This window comes from Acinetobacter nosocomialis (genome assembly GCF_041021905.1).
Taxonomy (GTDB): Bacteria; Pseudomonadota; Gammaproteobacteria; order Pseudomonadales; family Moraxellaceae; genus Acinetobacter; species Acinetobacter nosocomialis.
Map to the genome: position 1 here is coordinate 2,181,482 of NZ_CP157432.1, position 15,948 is coordinate 2,197,429.

At 38.3% G+C, this 15,948-nt stretch carries 15 protein-coding genes; 3 read left to right on the forward strand and 12 right to left on the reverse strand.

The window, feature by feature from the left end:
• Positions 1-35: 35 nt before the first annotated feature.
• Positions 36-893: a 3-deoxy-8-phosphooctulonate synthase gene (gene kdsA / locus ABLC00_RS10075; RefSeq protein ID WP_033846542.1), complete on the reverse strand. Its 858-nt coding sequence runs from the start codon at positions 891-893 to the stop codon at positions 36-38.
• Between the two features lie 30 nt (positions 894-923).
• Complete coding sequence (locus ABLC00_RS10080; RefSeq protein WP_002050609.1) at positions 924-2,561, reverse strand: CTP synthase; 1,638 nt, start codon at positions 2,559-2,561, stop codon at positions 924-926.
• 223 nt (positions 2,562-2,784) lie between these two features.
• Between ABLC00_RS10080 and ABLC00_RS10085 the strand changes: the two genes are divergently transcribed.
• Positions 2,785-3,273, forward strand: coding sequence for a hypothetical protein (locus ABLC00_RS10085; protein WP_002050668.1), 489 nt, complete (start codon positions 2,785-2,787; stop codon positions 3,271-3,273).
• A gap of 189 nt (positions 3,274-3,462) precedes the next feature.
• On the opposite strand, the gene ABLC00_RS10090 is transcribed toward ABLC00_RS10085, so the two are convergent.
• The 4 genes from ABLC00_RS10090 to ABLC00_RS10105 all read right to left on the reverse strand — a co-directional run bounded on the left by ABLC00_RS10090 (position 3,463) and on the right by ABLC00_RS10105 (position 7,834).
• Complete coding sequence (locus ABLC00_RS10090; RefSeq protein ID WP_004708515.1) at positions 3,463-4,557, reverse strand: YheT family hydrolase; 1,095 nt, start codon at positions 4,555-4,557, stop codon at positions 3,463-3,465.
• A gap of 19 nt (positions 4,558-4,576) precedes the next feature.
• Positions 4,577-5,293, reverse strand: coding sequence for an SGNH/GDSL hydrolase family protein (locus tag ABLC00_RS10095; RefSeq protein ID WP_348941146.1), 717 nt, complete (start codon positions 5,291-5,293; stop codon positions 4,577-4,579).
• Positions 5,294-5,330: 37 nt separating this feature from the next.
• Positions 5,331-5,738 (reverse strand): nuclear transport factor 2 family protein, encoded by a 408-nt coding sequence (locus ABLC00_RS10100; protein ID WP_004886968.1) that lies wholly within the window; start codon positions 5,736-5,738, stop codon positions 5,331-5,333.
• Between the two features lie 71 nt (positions 5,739-5,809).
• On the reverse strand, positions 5,810-7,834 hold the full coding sequence (locus ABLC00_RS10105) for an NADPH-dependent 2,4-dienoyl-CoA reductase (RefSeq protein ID WP_004886966.1): 2,025 nt from the start codon (positions 7,832-7,834) through the stop codon (positions 5,810-5,812).
• Positions 7,835-7,969: 135 nt separating this feature from the next.
• Here ABLC00_RS10105 and ABLC00_RS10110 point away from each other — a divergent pair, with 135 nt between their 5' ends.
• A complete protein-coding gene (locus tag ABLC00_RS10110; protein WP_002050679.1) occupies positions 7,970-8,530 on the forward strand; it encodes a PadR family transcriptional regulator in 561 nt (186 codons plus the stop codon).
• A gap of 2 nt (positions 8,531-8,532) precedes the next feature.
• Positions 8,533-9,450: an alpha/beta fold hydrolase gene (locus ABLC00_RS10115; RefSeq protein WP_002050701.1), complete on the forward strand. Its 918-nt coding sequence runs from the start codon at positions 8,533-8,535 to the stop codon at positions 9,448-9,450.
• Between the two features lie 47 nt (positions 9,451-9,497).
• Here ABLC00_RS10115 and ABLC00_RS10120 read toward each other — a convergent pair whose 3' ends face one another.
• The 6 genes from ABLC00_RS10120 to argC form a co-directional block, all read right to left on the reverse strand.
• A complete protein-coding gene (locus ABLC00_RS10120) occupies positions 9,498-10,553 on the reverse strand; it encodes a 3-deoxy-7-phosphoheptulonate synthase (RefSeq protein WP_004886963.1) in 1,056 nt (351 codons plus the stop codon).
• A 424-nt stretch (positions 10,554-10,977) separates the two neighbouring features.
• Positions 10,978-11,340, reverse strand: a complete 363-nt coding sequence (locus tag ABLC00_RS10125) for a YnfA family protein (RefSeq protein WP_004886960.1) — start codon at positions 11,338-11,340, stop codon at positions 10,978-10,980.
• A 3-nt stretch (positions 11,341-11,343) separates the two neighbouring features.
• Entirely contained in the window at positions 11,344-13,620 is a 2,277-nt protein-coding gene (clpA, locus tag ABLC00_RS10130; RefSeq protein WP_002050677.1) for an ATP-dependent Clp protease ATP-binding subunit ClpA, read from the reverse strand.
• 9 nt (positions 13,621-13,629) lie between these two features.
• The gene (gene clpS / locus ABLC00_RS10135) at positions 13,630-14,043 is read right to left on the reverse strand and encodes an ATP-dependent Clp protease adapter ClpS (protein ID WP_004886958.1); all 414 of its coding nucleotides are present in this window, start codon (positions 14,041-14,043) and stop codon (positions 13,630-13,632) included.
• A 9-nt stretch (positions 14,044-14,052) separates the two neighbouring features.
• Positions 14,053-14,811, reverse strand: a complete 759-nt coding sequence (locus tag ABLC00_RS10140) for a DUF6776 family protein (protein ID WP_079377015.1) — start codon at positions 14,809-14,811, stop codon at positions 14,053-14,055.
• A gap of 75 nt (positions 14,812-14,886) precedes the next feature.
• Positions 14,887-15,942, reverse strand: a complete 1,056-nt coding sequence (argC, locus tag ABLC00_RS10145; RefSeq protein ID WP_016805333.1) for an N-acetyl-gamma-glutamyl-phosphate reductase — start codon at positions 15,940-15,942, stop codon at positions 14,887-14,889.
• Between the last annotated feature and the right edge of the window lie 6 nt (positions 15,943-15,948).

Sequence of the window (15,948 nt, forward strand, 5' to 3'; positions counted from 1 at the left end):
TCAGTTGAATGAATAACGCGATGCAAGTTCCTGCATCAATGAGTATCTAACTTTTTGAATCCTTTAACTAAAGTATCCAATTCTTTTAGTTGTGCCAAGAATGGCTCAAGCTGCGACAGGCGCAATGCAGATGGTCCATCACATTTTGCTTTGTCTGGATCTGGATGAGACTCTAGGAATAATCCCGCTAAACCTGTTGCCATACCTGCACGCGCCAAAGTTGTAATTTGAGCACGGCGACCGCCAGCTGAGTCAGAACGACCACCTGGAGTTTGTAAAGCATGAGTCACGTCAAAGAATACTGGTACATTCATTTCTTTCATGATGTCAAAGCCAAGCATATCTACAACTAAATTGTTATAGCCAAATGCTGAGCCACGCTCACAAAGAATAAGTTTGTCATTTCCAGCTTCCAAACATTTATGCAAAATATGACGCATTTCATGAGGAGCTAAAAACTGTGCTTTTTTAATGTTGATAATAGCTTGAGTTTTAGCCATTGCTTCAACAAGATCAGTTTGACGACTTAAGAAAGCTGGAAGCTGGATAATATCAGCGACTTCGGCAACTGATGCTGCCTGATATGGTTCGTGAACGTCGGTAATAATTGGAACATTAAAATGCTTTTTAATGTCACCTAACCATTCAATACCCTTTTCAAGTCCAGGACCACGGAATGAATGCAAACTAGAACGGTTTGCTTTATCAAAGCTCGCCTTAAATACATAAGGAATATCTAGGCGTTTACAAATATCAATATAAGTTTCAGCAATTTCAAAAGCTAAATCTTTTGACTCAAGTACGTTCATTCCGCCAAATAATACAAATGGCAAATGATTTGCCATTTGTATATCGCCTAAACGTACAACTTCTTGTGGTTTTAATTGTGACATTTAAACTTTCCCAGTTTATTTAAAATCGCATTACTTACTTTTTTGATGCTGTGTTTTTGCAGCGTCAATAAAACTAGCAAATAATGGATGTCCATCACGTGGTGAACTTGTAAATTCCGGGTGGAATTGTACAGCAATAAACCAAGGATGGTCAGGAATTTCTACAGTTTCAACCAAATGTTGTGCTGAAGAATAACCAGAAATCTTCATGCCCGCTTTTTCAATCGCCTCAATGAAACGATTATTCATTTCATAACGATGACGATGACGCTCAGTGATTTCAGCTTTTCCGTAGACTTCACGTGTTTTTGTGCCTTCAACCAATTCTGATTTTTGTGCACCTAAACGCATTGTTCCGCCTAAGTCAGACTCAAGGCTACGCTGTTGTAATTCACCACGCTCATCTAACCATTCAGTAATTAAACCAATGAGTGGATATTTTGTAGAACGGTTAAATTCTGTAGAAGATGCTTCTGGCATACCTGCAACATGGCGAGCATATTCAATAACTGCCAATTGCATACCTAAACAGATTCCTAAGAAAGGAATACGATTTTCACGTGCGTATTGAATAGCTTTCATTTTGCCTTCAGTACCACGTTCACCAAAACCACCTGGTACTAAAATTGCGTCAGCTGTACTTAAAATAGATACATCTTGGCTTTCAAGCTCTTCAGCGTTGACATAATCAATTTGTACTTTTACGCGATTTTTAATACCCGCATGTAACAATGCTTCGTTTACAGATTTATAAGCATCTGGTAACTCAACATATTTACCAACCATAGCTACACGTAAAGTGTATTCAGGGTTCAGTAATGCTTCTACTACATTGTCCCAATCCTCTAGATTTGCTTCTGGAAGATCATTAAATCCAAAACGCTCACAAATTAGATCATCAACGTTTTGTTCATAGAAGGTACGTGGAATTTGATAAATCGTTTTTGCATCTTTACATACCACTACAGCACGTGCTTCCACGTTAGTGAATAATGCAATTTTGCGTTTAGTATCAACATCTACATCATATTCAGTACGGCAGATAAGAATGTCTGGCTGAATACCGATTGAAAGTAACTCTTTTACAGAATGCTGAGTTGGTTTAGTTTTTAACTCTGCTGCCGACTTAATATATGGCAATAAAGTTAAATGCATAAGCATGGTACGTTTATGACCAAGCTCAACCATTAACTGACGAACCGATTCCATGAATGGTAAAGATTCGATATCACCTACGGTGCCACCAATCTCTACGATAGCAACATCGTAGCCTTCACCTGCGCGAAGAACACGTTCTTTAATATTATCGGTAATATGAGGAATAACCTGAACTGTACCACCTAAGTAATCACCACGACGTTCTTTATTTAAAACGTCTTGATATACACGACCACTAGTGAAGTTATTTAGTTTGGTCATTTTCGCGCGACGTAAGAAACGTTCGTAATAACCCAGATCCAGATCGGTTTCTGCACCATCTTCGGTAACAAAAACTTCACCATGCTGGAATGGGCTCATTGTCCCTGGATCGACATTAATATAAGGATCCATTTTAACCATTGTGACTTTTAAGCCACGAGCTTCCAAAAGTGCAGCAACAGAAGCAGCAGAAATACCTTTACCTAGCGATGAAACCACACCACCAGTGACAAAAATAAAATGGGTCATTAAGTTTCTCGTACAATCAAGCCGAAATCGGCCTACAATGTTTGGCAATTTTACTGTACTCTGCCCCTATAAAGCAAAGTCAAACCGCATCAATTCAAAGAACAATAAACAACTGGTTATTCTATCAGCATTTTTAATAAAAAATTAGCTCAATCTGACATGATTTTTTCATTGCTATTTACTGTTATAATGCCAATTCCTCAATTAAATGTTGTTTAGGGCAATGGCAAATAAAAAACTTTTAATCTGTGCTGCAATTGCGGCTGGACTATTGTTAACCGCATGCGTTAAAAAAGAGACACCGAAAGAAGAAGAGCAAGACAAGGTTGAAACTGCTGTTTCAGAACCTCAACCAGAGAAGCCTGCAAAATTTGAATCTTTAGAGAGTGTAGATACTCATCAAGAAGCTCAAGTTCCAGCGCAACCACAAGTTGAAGTTGAACGTGAAGAAACAACTAATACTACAACTGAAATTCGCCGAGAAACCCGTCCTGCGCATTCTGCTGAATCTTCACAGACACAAGTTGCTGAACAACCTAAATCTGAGACACCAAAGGTAGAACCTAAACCTGAAAAAAAACCTGAGCCTAAAGCAGAACCTAAACCTGAAAAGGCTCAGTCTAAACCAGCTAAGGCAACTGAGCCTGCGAAGACAGAAGATGACGCAGTTGCTGCTGCAATTGCTGCTGCAACACCAGCACTTAAAAACTAAGCTTCTGTTTTAATAATGCCCAAATTAATTTTTTTGATTTGGGCATTTATACAAAATTCATAATAAAAACAGATTAAATTCATTTAAATTTCAATTCAAAAACTTGGAAAAATGAAGCAATACCGCTCTTATTTTAAGATATAAAATAAAGCCCAAAATTTGAGCTTCACTTATATATTCAATAATTATCTATTTATTACGTTCAATTAGAAAATAATCAGACATAAGACGTGCTGCCCATGATGTACTGCGCCATCCTTCATAAAATGCACAATGACTTCCCTTTTTAGTTGTGACTACAGCAACAGTACTCATTTGCTGAATTGGCTCTTTATAAGGTTCTAAATTTTTAATAGAGCAAACAGGGTCATCTTCTGCATTAAGAATCATTAATGGAATTTTGATATTTTCAAACACATAAATCGGGTTAATAGATTTACAGTAAGTCTCGTAATCTTGAAAACCTGCCATTTCAAAGTATTCTTTTTCAAATTCTTCTAAATTGGTCGTCGATAAGACTTTTTCTAAAGATGCTATTTTGCTCCACGTATTTTGATACGGATAAATAAAATACTTGAAGAGTTTTTTCGTCATCATTTTACTGTAAAAAGGATGAACATTTTTAAAACCAATTTCCGTGTTATAACCCGGGCACATCGCAAAAGCAGCTTTAAAAGGTGTATCTTCGCCTTGTTCACCTAAATAACGAACAAGCAAGCCAGTACCTGCTGAAGAACCTACTGCATATAAATCTGATGTCGGAAATAAACTTTGAATATAGTTAAGCTGTTCTTTTAAATCACTGGTAGATCCAAAAAGAGAAATTTGCGGCACAGGCATTGGCAAACCTGCGTGCCCACGGCGCAGGCATAGTGCAATTCGCCAGCCTGTATATTGATTCAAATCACGTACTAACTCACGCATACTTTCAGGCGTACCTGTAATAGTATGCATAATTACAATTGTTGGAGTATCTGCCGGTAAGTCATATCCATACCAAGCTATAGCGGTAATCCCACCATCACTCATGGTTAGTTGATCAATGCGGTCATACTCTAATTTTATTGATTGTTTTCTAATAAGATCAAAATAGAGTAAATGGACATGACTATTGGTTAACCAAGGCGTAGGTCGATATTTCTGTTTGAGTTGAGGAAGCTTCTCCAACACATCTTTTATTTGCCCTTGAGGATCATAATAAACTTTTGGATGCTCAGCACCTAACACTAAATCAAACAGCTCTGAACCGAAATCTTTAATTTTACTAAAAACAGATATGCCCATGTCCAATGACTACCTCTGACTATGAGTTAAATGATTGCCGCACTAAAGCAGCAACCTGCCTTCCCCAAATTGCGTAAACTTCCTTACTAGAATGAAAACCATCACTTGCCATTGTCAAATTCATGGCTTGAAAAGTTTCAATATCGTATTGAAGAAACTTAAACTGGCTCTGCGGTGCTAACCATTGTTGTAATTTTTGATTCATTTGCTCTGCATATTGCCCAAATAACCAAGCTAGTGGATTGGGTAAAGCAGGGAAATGTTGCATTGGAGGCACACCGGAAACGATAATCAACTTTGGCTGAAAACGTTTCTGTATGTGCTCAAATAATTGCTTCTGTTGTTTAATCCATGATTTAGCAGAAGTAAATTTCGTAACATCGTTTACACCAATAGATGTCACAATCACATCATACTTCTGCTCGTCTAAATGCTGTAAAGCATTAAAAACTTGTGGAGTTGTATCACCAGTTTTAGCATGAAGTTTCCATTGCAGGGAAAATTCATTTTGCAGTTCTTGAATAATAGCACCAGACAAGGCATCTTTCTGATTTTCTACACCGACACCTGCTGCGGCAGAATCTCCCAAAATAAGCAGGGATAAAGGCTTGCCTTGACCGATACAACCTTCTCGTTCACCTTTGGCTTCTGCTAAACGTGGCGTGTTCTTTCGAACTTTACTGCCTTGTACAAATAATACGGGCAATAAAAGCAATGTTGAAAGTTTTAACCACATTTTATATACCTCAATATTCTTAGGCTATTTAACAAAATTATTGAGGTTTAAATTGAGCTATTCTTATACCCATTTGCTCAGCTAATGCAGCTAAACCACTCATTGGACGAATCATTACTTCAAAATCAATAATTTTACCCTGTTCATTAAAACGAATCATGTCAATCCCTTTTAATGATTTATCACCTACATTCGCACTAAACTCCAGTACTACATTTTTACCATCTTCTGTGTAAAACTCTCTGTGATAGGTAAAATTTTGGAATACTTGAATCACATTAGTAAGAATAAAGAAAACAACTTGTCTTCCCTCATAAGGTTTATAAGCGACTGGTGAACGGAAAACGACTTCATCTGCCAGCAAATCATTTAAGTTCGATAAGTCATTTGATTTAACCATGTGATGCCATTTTTCTAATGACTGTTTAGTTGTTTCGAGTGTCATTTTTTATTTTTCCTTCAAATAGTTTTTAGTCATGAGCACTCTCTTACCCAAGACAGTGCTCATTGAAATCATTAAAGAACCGCTGCTAGTTCAGCACCTTGACGAATAGCACGTTTAGCATCTAGTTCACCTGCTTCTTTAGCACCACCAATCAAATGAACATTCTTACCATCTGCTTTTAATTGGTCATACATTGCAGTAAATGATTCTTGGCCTGCGCAAATCACTACGTTATCAACTTCAAGCACTGTTGGTTTTCCATCAACAGTAATATGAAGTCCTTGATCATCTACTTTGTCATACTGTACGCCTGCCAACATTTTCACATTTCTGTTCTTAAGCCCTGTACGGTGAATCCAACCAGTCGTTTTACCTAGTCCCGCACCTACTGAAGAAGCTTTACGTTGTAACAAATAGATTTCTCGTTCAGAAGCTTCAACTTTCGGCTGCTTTAAACCACCAACGTGTTCATAGTGAGTATCAATACCCCACTCTTCATAAAATTTTTCTGGATTTAAACTACCACTCTCACCTTCATGGGTTAGGTACTCAGCTGTATCAAAACCGATACCACCTGCCCCAATAATGGCAACACGCTGACCTACTGGTACACGCTCTTTAAGTACTTGTAAGTAGCTCAGTACTTTTGGATGATCAATACCTTCAAATTGTAATTGACGAGGTGTTACACCAGTTGCAACTACAATTTCATCGAAGTTTGATTGACTTAACTCTTCATAAGTCGCTTTATGATTTAATACAAGTTCAATGTTCGGACGTAATTCAATTTGACGATTAAAATAACGTAATGTTTCGTAGAACTCTTCTTTACCAGGCACAGTTTTAGCAATGTTAAACTGCCCACCAATTTGATGACTTGCTTCAAAGATTTTAAGTTGGTGTCCACGATCTGCCGCATATACAGCAAAACTTAAACCTGCTGGTCCTGCACCAATGACAGCGATATTCTTCTGTTTTTGTGCTTCTTTAAAAATAAGTTCTGTTTCATAACATGCGCGAGGGTTAACTAGACATGTTGCGATTTTCATAGAGAAAATATGATCAAGACACGCTTGGTTACAGCCAATACAGGTATTGATTTCATCACTACGACCTTCACTTGCTTTTAAAACAAACTCAGGATCTGCAAGCATTGGACGTGCCATTGAAACCATATCTGCATGACCCGATGCCAATACATGTTCAGCCATTTCTGGGGTATTAATACGGTTTGAGGTAATTAATGGAACGGAAACTTCACCTTTTAATTTTTCAGTGACCCAAGTAAATGCAGCTCTTGGAACTTTAGTGGCAATTGTTGGTATACGAGCTTCATGCCAGCCAATACCCGTATTAATGATCGTAGCGCCAGCTTTTTCAATCGCTTTAGCAAGTTGAATCACTTCTTCTAAAGTAGATCCGCCTTCAACTAAATCAAGCATTGATAAACGGTAAATAATAATAAAGTTTTCACCCACTATTTCACGTGTACGTTTTACAATCTCGATAGGAAAACGAATACGGTTTTCATAGCTACCACCCCATTCATCATCACGATGGTTTGTTCTTGCTGCTATAAACTCATTAATTAAATAACCTTCAGAACCCATAATCTCAACGCCGTCATATCCAGCGTATTGAGCAAGCTTCGCACAGTTTGCAAAATCATCAATCGTTTGTTGAACCTCTGCAGAAGTCATTGCTTTAGGTTTAATTGGATTAATCGGTGCCTGAATTGCCGAAGGTGCAACAATCTCTGGCTGATAAGAATATCGACCCGTATGTAATATCTGTAAAGCAATCTTTCCGCCAGCAGCATGTACAGCTTCGGTAATGACTTTATGTTTTTCGGCTTCTTCTGTGCTATCTAGCTTAGAAGCATGAGCAAAGGTTAAACCTGCCTGATTAGGTGCAATACCGCCAGTAACAATAAGACCAACATCTCCTTTAGCACGTTCCGCATAAAAAGCCGCCATGCGCTCATAACCACCTGGCGCTTCTTCTAGACCAACGTGCATAGACCCCATCAATACGCGATTTTTTAATGTCGTAAAACCTAAATCTAATGGTTTTAATAAATGTGGATATAACGACATAACAACTCCTTGGCTTGCTAATCTGCTTGCTTAATGCAACTTGTTGCACAAATTTATAATCAAATTTTGACTTTTATGCAACATGTTGCATAATCTTATGAGTCACACTTTACTTTTGCTTACAAACGGATTGCCATGTCACTTCCCCATGTTTTACTAACCAGCTTACTAGAACGTCCAAGCACTGGCTTTGAACTCGCTCGCCGTTTTGACCGCTCTATGGGCTTTTTCTGGAATGCCACACATCAGCAAATTTATCGTGAACTCAATAACATGCTAAAAAAAGGCTGGGTTTCTACTTTAGAAAATGAGATGGATAGCGGCCGAAAAAAGACTTATCAAGTCGAACAACTTGGGCGTATAGAACTTGCCTCATGGATGACACAGCAAAGTGAACCCGCTCAGCTTAGAGATGACTTAATGGTAAGATTGCGTGCCGAGGCACAATTGGGCAATAATCAAATATTACCCGAACTGTTACGACATCTTGGCTTACACCAAGAAAAGCTTAAGCTTTACCAAAATATTTACGATAAAGATTTTAAAGATAGTGATGACTTGAATAATCGAGTGTTATATATCCACAAAATGATCTTGGAACTCGGTATCACTATGGAAACTGAGTGGATCAAATGGTTAGAACAGGTCATCCCACAATTAAAACTTTTTGCTCAAGATAACGCATCTGGAGAATAACCATGCCTTATTACACCATGCCCGATCAGGAAAAATTATTTGTACGCCGTGTTGGTCGTGGTGAACCAGTATTAGTATTATCTGGTCTAGGTATGCAAAGTTGGCAATGGCTACCGTTTATCTACGCAAATCGTAAAGAATATGAATTTATTATTCCTGACTGGCGTGGTTTTGGCGGTTCAAAAAACTGTGCTATTCCCGAGCAAGATGCCATATCAAGCCACTGGCAAGATGTCGCTCATTTAATTGAACAACTAAAACTTGATCACTTTATTTTAATGGGCTATTCAATGGGTGCTACCACTGCAATGCATGGTATGAAGCATGCTCATCTTGCTCAGCAGTTAAAAGCTTATTTACATATTGATCAAACGCCTAAAATATCTGTAGATGCGACATGGCAATATGGTTTATTCGGACCATTACATGCCCAATTTAAACAATTACTCAATGATATTTATCAATTATTATCAAAACATAAAAATGCTAAATATCTTTATGAGTTATCACTTCCAGACCGTCAAAAATTGGTACGTTTGTGGGTAGATTTTATTGAATTACAAAGTAGCAATCCTTTTAGTCCATTTGTTTTTAAAACTGCGTTAAAACAGCCATTTTTACAGAAATACTTATTACCGATTCAACGCTTAGACTACTTATTTTGGTACGTCGAAAATTATCTTTTTCACAATGAAGACTATCGTGAGGCATTGCAACAATTACAGTGCCCAACAACTTTCTTTATTGGCCGTAATTCCACACTCTATCCAGAAACTGGTCAGACACTGATTGCACATAGTGTCGAACATGCAAAAACAATTTATTTTGAGCGTTCAGGTCACACGCCATTATTAACCGAGCCAAAAAAATTCGGGCATGAAATCACTACTTTTTTATCCGAACTTAAACATGCCTCTTAAAAAAAAGGGATCTGCTAAAACAGATCCCTTTTTAAATGTATACATCATTAAGCCGAATGAGCTAATTCACTTGCTTTTAACTGTTTAGCAACATTTAATAAAAGCCGTTCAGTTTTATCCCACCCTAAACAACCATCCGTTACCGACTGACCATACGTCATTTCACACGAAATTTTCTGATTACCATCAACTAAATGACTTTCAATCATGACACCCTTCACCTGAGTTTTTAAGCGTTCAGCAACGATTTGCTGCAAAACCTCTGGCTGACGTAAAGGGTCTTTACCACTATTGCCATGACTACAGTCAATGACTAAAGGAGGAAGATTTTGCTTATGTTTTTCACGTATTGCCTGAATTGAAGCTAAATCATAATTAGGACCATGATTCGCTCCACGCAAAATTAAGTGTGGTAATGGGTTGCCGGCACTCTGAATAACAGAAGGTAAACCTTGCTGATTCATTCCTAGAAATTGATGCTCATTTTGTGCCGACTGAATAGCATCTAAAGCAATTTGAATCGAACCATCTGTACCATTTTTGAAACCAATACTGTATGGCATATGACTTGAGATTTCACGGTGAATTTGAGACTCGCTGGTACGTGCACCAATTGCGCCCCAAGCCAACAAATCATCAAAATAACCAGTTGCCATTGGACTTAAAATTTCGCTCGCAATCGGCAAACCCTTTTCAATAATTTGCAAATAAAGCTCGCGTGATTTTTCTAAACCTAATTGTAGATTGGATGAACCATCAAGGTTTGGGTCATACATGTACCCCTTCCAACCTACAGTTGTACGCGGCTTTTCAATATAAGCACGCATCACAATGAATATTTGATCTTTAACTTTTTCTTGTAATTTTTGCAGTTTTTCTGCGTATTCAAGAACCGCAACTGGGTCATGAATTGAACATGGTCCTGTAATAACCATTAAACGCTGATCTTTACCAGCAAGAATATTTTGAATAATTTGACGGTGTTCTGCAATTTGACGTGCGAAGGTCTGCACAAGCGGATATTTAGCTTTTAACTGGAGAGGTAAACTAACTGGTGTTTCTTTTGTATTACTTTGAGTTAGTAAAGTATTTAAAGCATTCATTGGTCTTTTCCTTTGGACTGAAACCGAATCAGTCCGATCATTTATTTGAGCGTTTTGGATCTATTCGTTGGCAAAGGTAAGCAAAAGTAAAACCAATAAAAGTTGCTAAAGTATGAATAAGTCATGTTGTTCATTTTGAGTTCCTCGATTTGAAAAAGATAAAGCATAAAAAAACCTGATCGGGGTTGCCGATCAGGTATTAACTGTGATGGGCAACTTTCATGCCCGAATACGCTCAGGCAACTATCTAAATTGCCAGAAATAAAAGTAAGCGTTAGAATTCACAGATTGATTTAACATCTTTATCTCAAATATTAAAAAATGTTCCTTAAATCTAAAATACGCATTGTTGATGAATTTGACAAGTATTTTTTGCGAAAAAGTTTCTTATTTTTTACTTAAAATTTAATTGCTCACTTCATCATTAGCGAATTAATCCTTGCGGCTGCAAAATAATCAAACTTGCACCACAAAGCACTATAAAGCCACCTAAAACATCCCATCTCGTTAAAGCGACCTGATCGACAAAACGAAGCCACATGAGTGCAGTAAAAATATAAATACCGCCATAGGCCGCATAAATGCGCCCAGAAGCAGCTGGATGTAATGTAAGTAACCAAACAAAGATCGCTAAGCTTAAGGCTGTAGGGATCCACAACCAAGCAGACTTCCCTTCTTTTAAAATAAGATAAGGAAAGTAACAGCCTAAAATCTCAGCGATCGCAGTAATAATAAATAACCCGAGCACACTAAGTATTCGGGTTATAGAAAGACTATCAATTAACATAAATTAAGCTGGTTCTGCCGTATGGTGATCTTCAAAAACTTCAAGTTTTAGACCAACTGCCTTGCCATCTTCTTTCTTCACTGATACCGCCACATTACCACCGTGATCTGCAAGTTCACCAAACAGAATCATTTCAGCTAATGGTTTCTTCAAGTGTTCTTGAATGAGACGTTGCATTGGGCGAGCACCCATTAAACGGTCATAACCATTGGTTGCTAACCAGTCACGCGCACTTTGATCTACATCTAGAACTACACGTTTTTCATCTAGCTGTGCTTGTAATTCTGTTAAGAATTTATCAACTACAGATTCAATCACTGTGGTTGGTAAAGCTTTAAACTGAATAACACTGTCTAGACGGTTACGGAACTCTGGAGAGAATGCACGCTTCATAGCTTCTTGGTTATCCGAGCTATGGTCTTGCTCGGTAAATCCAATGCTTGCACGAGAAATGCTTTCTGCACCAATGTTTGTCGTCAATACAATAATGACATTTCTGAAGTCTGACTTACGACCATTATTGTCAGTTAACGCACCGTGATCCATGATTTGCAACAACAGGTTAAACACATCTGGATGTGCTTTCTCAATTTCATCGAGCAATAAAACACAATGCGGATTTTTATGAATCGCATCTGTGAGCAAACCACCTTGGTCATAACCAACATAACCTGGAGGAGCACCAATTAAGCGAGAAACAGCATGACGTTCCATATATTCAGACATATCGAAACGGACAAGCTCTACACCTAACAATTTCGCTAGCTGCTTAGTGACTTCTGTTTTACCAACACCCGTTGGACCAGCAAAGACGAAGCTACCAACAGGCTTGTCTGGTGATTTCAAACCAGCACGTGACAACTTGATTGCAGAAGCCAATGCAGTAATTGCCTCATCTTGACCAAATACCACACGTTTTAGGTCACGCTCAAGATTTTCAAGTACTGATTTATCATCTTTAGACACTGTCTTAGGCGGAATACGCGCAATTTTAGAAACGATGTCTTCGATATTTTCTACAGTAATTAAGCTGTCTTCACTTTCTGCTTTTAAGCGGCGTTGTGCACCTGCTTCATCAATGACATCAATCGCTTTATCCGGCAAGAAACGATCATTAATAAATTTCGCAGAAAGCTCAACCGCAGAAACTAAAGCTTTGTCGTCATACTGTACGTGGTGGAAATCCTCAAACTTCGTTTTCAACCCACGTAAAATATCAATAGTTTCAGAAATGCTTGGTTCATTTACGTCAATTTTTTGGAAACGACGAGATAACGCATGATCCTTTTCAAATACCTGACGATATTCTTGGAAAGTCGTTGAACCGATACAACGTAAAGTACCATTTGCCAATGCTGGTTTAATAAGATTCGATGCATCCATTGTGCTGCCCATACTTGAGCCTGCACCAATGATCATATGAATTTCATCAATGAATAAAATCGCATTTGGATTTTTCTTCAAAGCATTTAACAGTTGTTTTAAACGTTTTTCAAAGTCACCACGGTATTTTGTACCAGCAACCAATGCACCTATATCTAGGCTATAAATCTCTGCGTTGCTAAGTGGTTTTGGTGCTTTACCATTTACAATGAGCCATGCAAGGCCTTCTGCAATTGAAGTTTTACCTACCCCAGGATCCCCGACTAGTAATGGGTTGTTTTTGCGACGGCGGCAAAGAATTTGTGCTGTACGCTCAATTTCTTTTTCACGACCAATGAGTGGGTCAGTTTTACCCTTTTGCGCTTCAACATTTAAATTAAGCGTATAAAGTTCTAATGGCCCAGCATTGCCTGAGTTGCTTTCACCCTCAATGTCTTCAACTTCTTCTTCAACCTGCACTTCGTCTTTACGTGTACCATGAGACAAATATTGAGTCAAAGTAAGTCGATTAATTTGATGACGTTTAAGCAAATAAACAGCAAAAGAATCACGCTCTGAGTACATTGCGACCAAAACATCCGCACCTTCAACAGTACGATCACCACCACTTGATTGCACATGGAAAATTGCACGTTGCAAAATGCGGTCAAAACTTTCTGTTGGATGTGGAGCTTGCTCGCTATTTTCGCCAAGCTTAGGAGTATGTTGTTCTACATATTCTTCTAATTCTTTACGTAAAGAAACAATATCAGCGCCGCATGCTTTTAATGCATTCACAGCCGAATCGTTATCGAGTAAGGCTAATAGTAAGTGTTCAACTGTAAGAAACTCATGTCTCTTTTGACGAGCCATGCTAACAGCCAAACGTAATGATACTTCTAATTGACGACTGAGCATGTGACCCCCTTATGCTTTAGGCTCAATCTGGCAAAGTAATGGATGACCTTGCGATCGAGCGTAATTATTAACAAGGTTTGCCTTGGTTTCCGCGATGTCTCTTGGATATACCCCGGCAGTACCTTTACCTTCATAGTGTACTGTTAGCATTACTTGAGTTGCTTGGTCAAGATTCATTGCAAAGTATTGTTGTAAAATTTCAATTACAAAGTCCATTGGCGTGTAATCGTCGTTCAATAATACTACCGCATATAAAGGAGGACGCTTGAGTTCGGGAGGTGCTGTTTGAACAACAATCTCTCCGTCATGATCTTCGTTTTGCGAATCACTTAAGCGTGGATTGAAGTGCCAATCGACATAGCCAGACTGCTGAAAAGAAGCCTTAATATCTTTTAAATTTGTTTGACGCTTATTTGTTCGCATATGATGTTACTATTGTGAATTTGCTTCAGCTTGAGGAATTTCTGCAACAAAAGCAGAAGGTGTTTCGACAGGTTTACCGCGCTGCCAACTAAAACGTTTAATCACTGGTGTTTCAGAACCACCTATTAAACGTACTTCGATATACTGAGGTGTGAAGCCCTTAGGCATTGTCCATCGGCCAGTCAAACGCTCAAAATCAGTGAAGTTAAAGTTCTTATCTTCAAGTGGCACAACCAAGACTTCAGTATCTTTAATCAGTCTTATTTCAACTGAACCTGAAGCACGGCGTTTATTTGGACTCACCTGCACCAAATCAAGCTGATATTCATAAGCGTTTTCTGGTAACGGTTTAATTGCCAAATCCTGAATGGTTAAGCTTAATCCACCACGTTGTCTTAAAATTTCACGGTAGATATTACTCATACCTTCTTGTTGCGTTTTATCAGCATTGGCTTGATTAAGTGCTGTAAACAAGTCATTTGCATTTGTAACAGCAACATCACGCTCTTGTACAGCAGCGTTCAGGCTTTTGTTAACTGCATCTAACGCTGTTTTTTGTTTTTGCACTACTTCAACCAATTGCTCTGCATCTGCATCGTAACCTACAACAGTTAAACCTTGACGGTGCCCAATTGTATAGCCGAGCGCAAAACAACCACTCATTAAAATAGCAGCACCAATAAACAAAGGCTTATTGGTGTTTAAAAATTTTTTCTTTTGCAACGAACTTTCTACAGAAGTCGTCTGTTCCGAGTTTTGCATCGTCATCTCAGTGTTTAAGATCAGAGTCAAGACACACATTTAAATCGAAATTTAAATGTGTGTGAAGCAAAAAAGAGTTTTTTATGGTAATAAACCAATCCCTTGTAAGCCTTCATCTTCATTAAAGCCAAACATAAGGTTCATATTTTGTACAGCTTGTCCAGATGCTCCTTTTACAAGGTTATCTTGAGCGGCCAAAATAATGAGTTTATTTGGTTGTGGTTTATACAAAGCAATGCGTAATTCATTTGCCCCACGTACACTACGTGTTTCAGGTGAACTATTGGCAGGCATGACATCTACAAATTTTTCATTTGCATAGAAGTTTTCATACAAAGCTTGTATATCTGTTTGTTTCCCCGCCTCTGTCAAGTCCACGTAAATTGTACTCAACATACCGCGAATCATCGGTACTAAGTGTGGAACAAACAAAAGACCTTCAAAAACATCTTTTTCGCCTGCAATATTTTCCAAAGCTTCTACAATCTCAGGATGATGGCGATGTCCCGCAACACCATAAGCTTTAAAGTTATCCGCATTTTCACTGTAAATCATGCCCAAACTTGCTTTACGACCAGCACCAGAAACACCAGATTTTGCATCAATAATAATATTCTTTGTTTCAATTAATGCTTGTGCTGATTTTAAAAGTGGAGCCAAGCCCAGTTGGACAGTTGTTGGGTAACAACCTGGGTTACCAATGACTTGAGCTTGCTTGATTTTTTCACGATTTAACTCGGTTAAACCATAAACAGAATCTTTTAGTACGTCTGGGCACGCATGTTCCATACCATACCATTTTTCAAACTGTTCAAGATTTTGTAAACGAAAGTCTGCTGCCAAATCAATAACTTTAGTTCCAGCTTCGATCAAATCTTTTGCGTGCTGCATTGCAACACCATGTGGAGTTGCAAAAAATACAACATCACATTCTTTTAATGCATCAATATTTAAATCTGAAAATTGAAGATCTGTATGTCCACGTAAGTTTGGGAACATATCAGCAACTGGTTTGCCTGCTTCTGTACGTGAAGTAAGAACTCGAACCTGCGCTTTTGGATGTCGTAATAAAATACGTAATAGTTCAACGCCTGTATAACCAGTCCCACCAACAATTCCGACAGAAATCACGTGCATTACCTC

Excerpts from the sequence above, each read along its gene's own strand:
- kdsA (WP_033846542.1), bottom strand. The coding sequence starts at position 893 with ATGTCACAATTAAAACCACAAGAAGTTGTACGTTTAGGCGATATACAA.
- ABLC00_RS10080 (WP_002050609.1), bottom strand. The coding sequence starts at position 2,561 with ATGACCCATTTTATTTTTGTCACTGGTGGTGTGGTTTCATCGCTAGGT.
- ABLC00_RS10085 (WP_002050668.1), top strand. The coding sequence starts at position 2,785 with ATGGCAAATAAAAAACTTTTAATCTGTGCTGCAATTGCGGCTGGACTA.
- ABLC00_RS10090 (WP_004708515.1), bottom strand. The coding sequence starts at position 4,557 with ATGGGCATATCTGTTTTTAGTAAAATTAAAGATTTCGGTTCAGAGCTG.
- ABLC00_RS10095 (WP_348941146.1), bottom strand. The coding sequence starts at position 5,293 with ATGTGGTTAAAACTTTCAACATTGCTTTTATTGCCCGTATTATTTGTA.
- ABLC00_RS10100 (WP_004886968.1), bottom strand. The coding sequence starts at position 5,738 with ATGACACTCGAAACAACTAAACAGTCATTAGAAAAATGGCATCACATG.
- ABLC00_RS10105 (WP_004886966.1), bottom strand. The coding sequence starts at position 7,834 with ATGTCGTTATATCCACATTTATTAAAACCATTAGATTTAGGTTTTACG.
- ABLC00_RS10110 (WP_002050679.1), top strand. The coding sequence starts at position 7,970 with ATGTCACTTCCCCATGTTTTACTAACCAGCTTACTAGAACGTCCAAGC.
- ABLC00_RS10115 (WP_002050701.1), top strand. The coding sequence starts at position 8,533 with ATGCCTTATTACACCATGCCCGATCAGGAAAAATTATTTGTACGCCGT.
- ABLC00_RS10120 (WP_004886963.1), bottom strand. The coding sequence starts at position 10,553 with ATGAATGCTTTAAATACTTTACTAACTCAAAGTAATACAAAAGAAACA.
- ABLC00_RS10125 (WP_004886960.1), bottom strand. The coding sequence starts at position 11,340 with ATGTTAATTGATAGTCTTTCTATAACCCGAATACTTAGTGTGCTCGGG.
- clpA (WP_002050677.1), bottom strand. The coding sequence starts at position 13,620 with ATGCTCAGTCGTCAATTAGAAGTATCATTACGTTTGGCTGTTAGCATG.
- clpS (WP_004886958.1), bottom strand. The coding sequence starts at position 14,043 with ATGCGAACAAATAAGCGTCAAACAAATTTAAAAGATATTAAGGCTTCT.
- ABLC00_RS10140 (WP_079377015.1), bottom strand. The coding sequence starts at position 14,811 with ATGACGATGCAAAACTCGGAACAGACGACTTCTGTAGAAAGTTCGTTG.
- argC (WP_016805333.1), bottom strand. The coding sequence starts at position 15,942 with ATGCACGTGATTTCTGTCGGAATTGTTGGTGGGACTGGTTATACAGGC.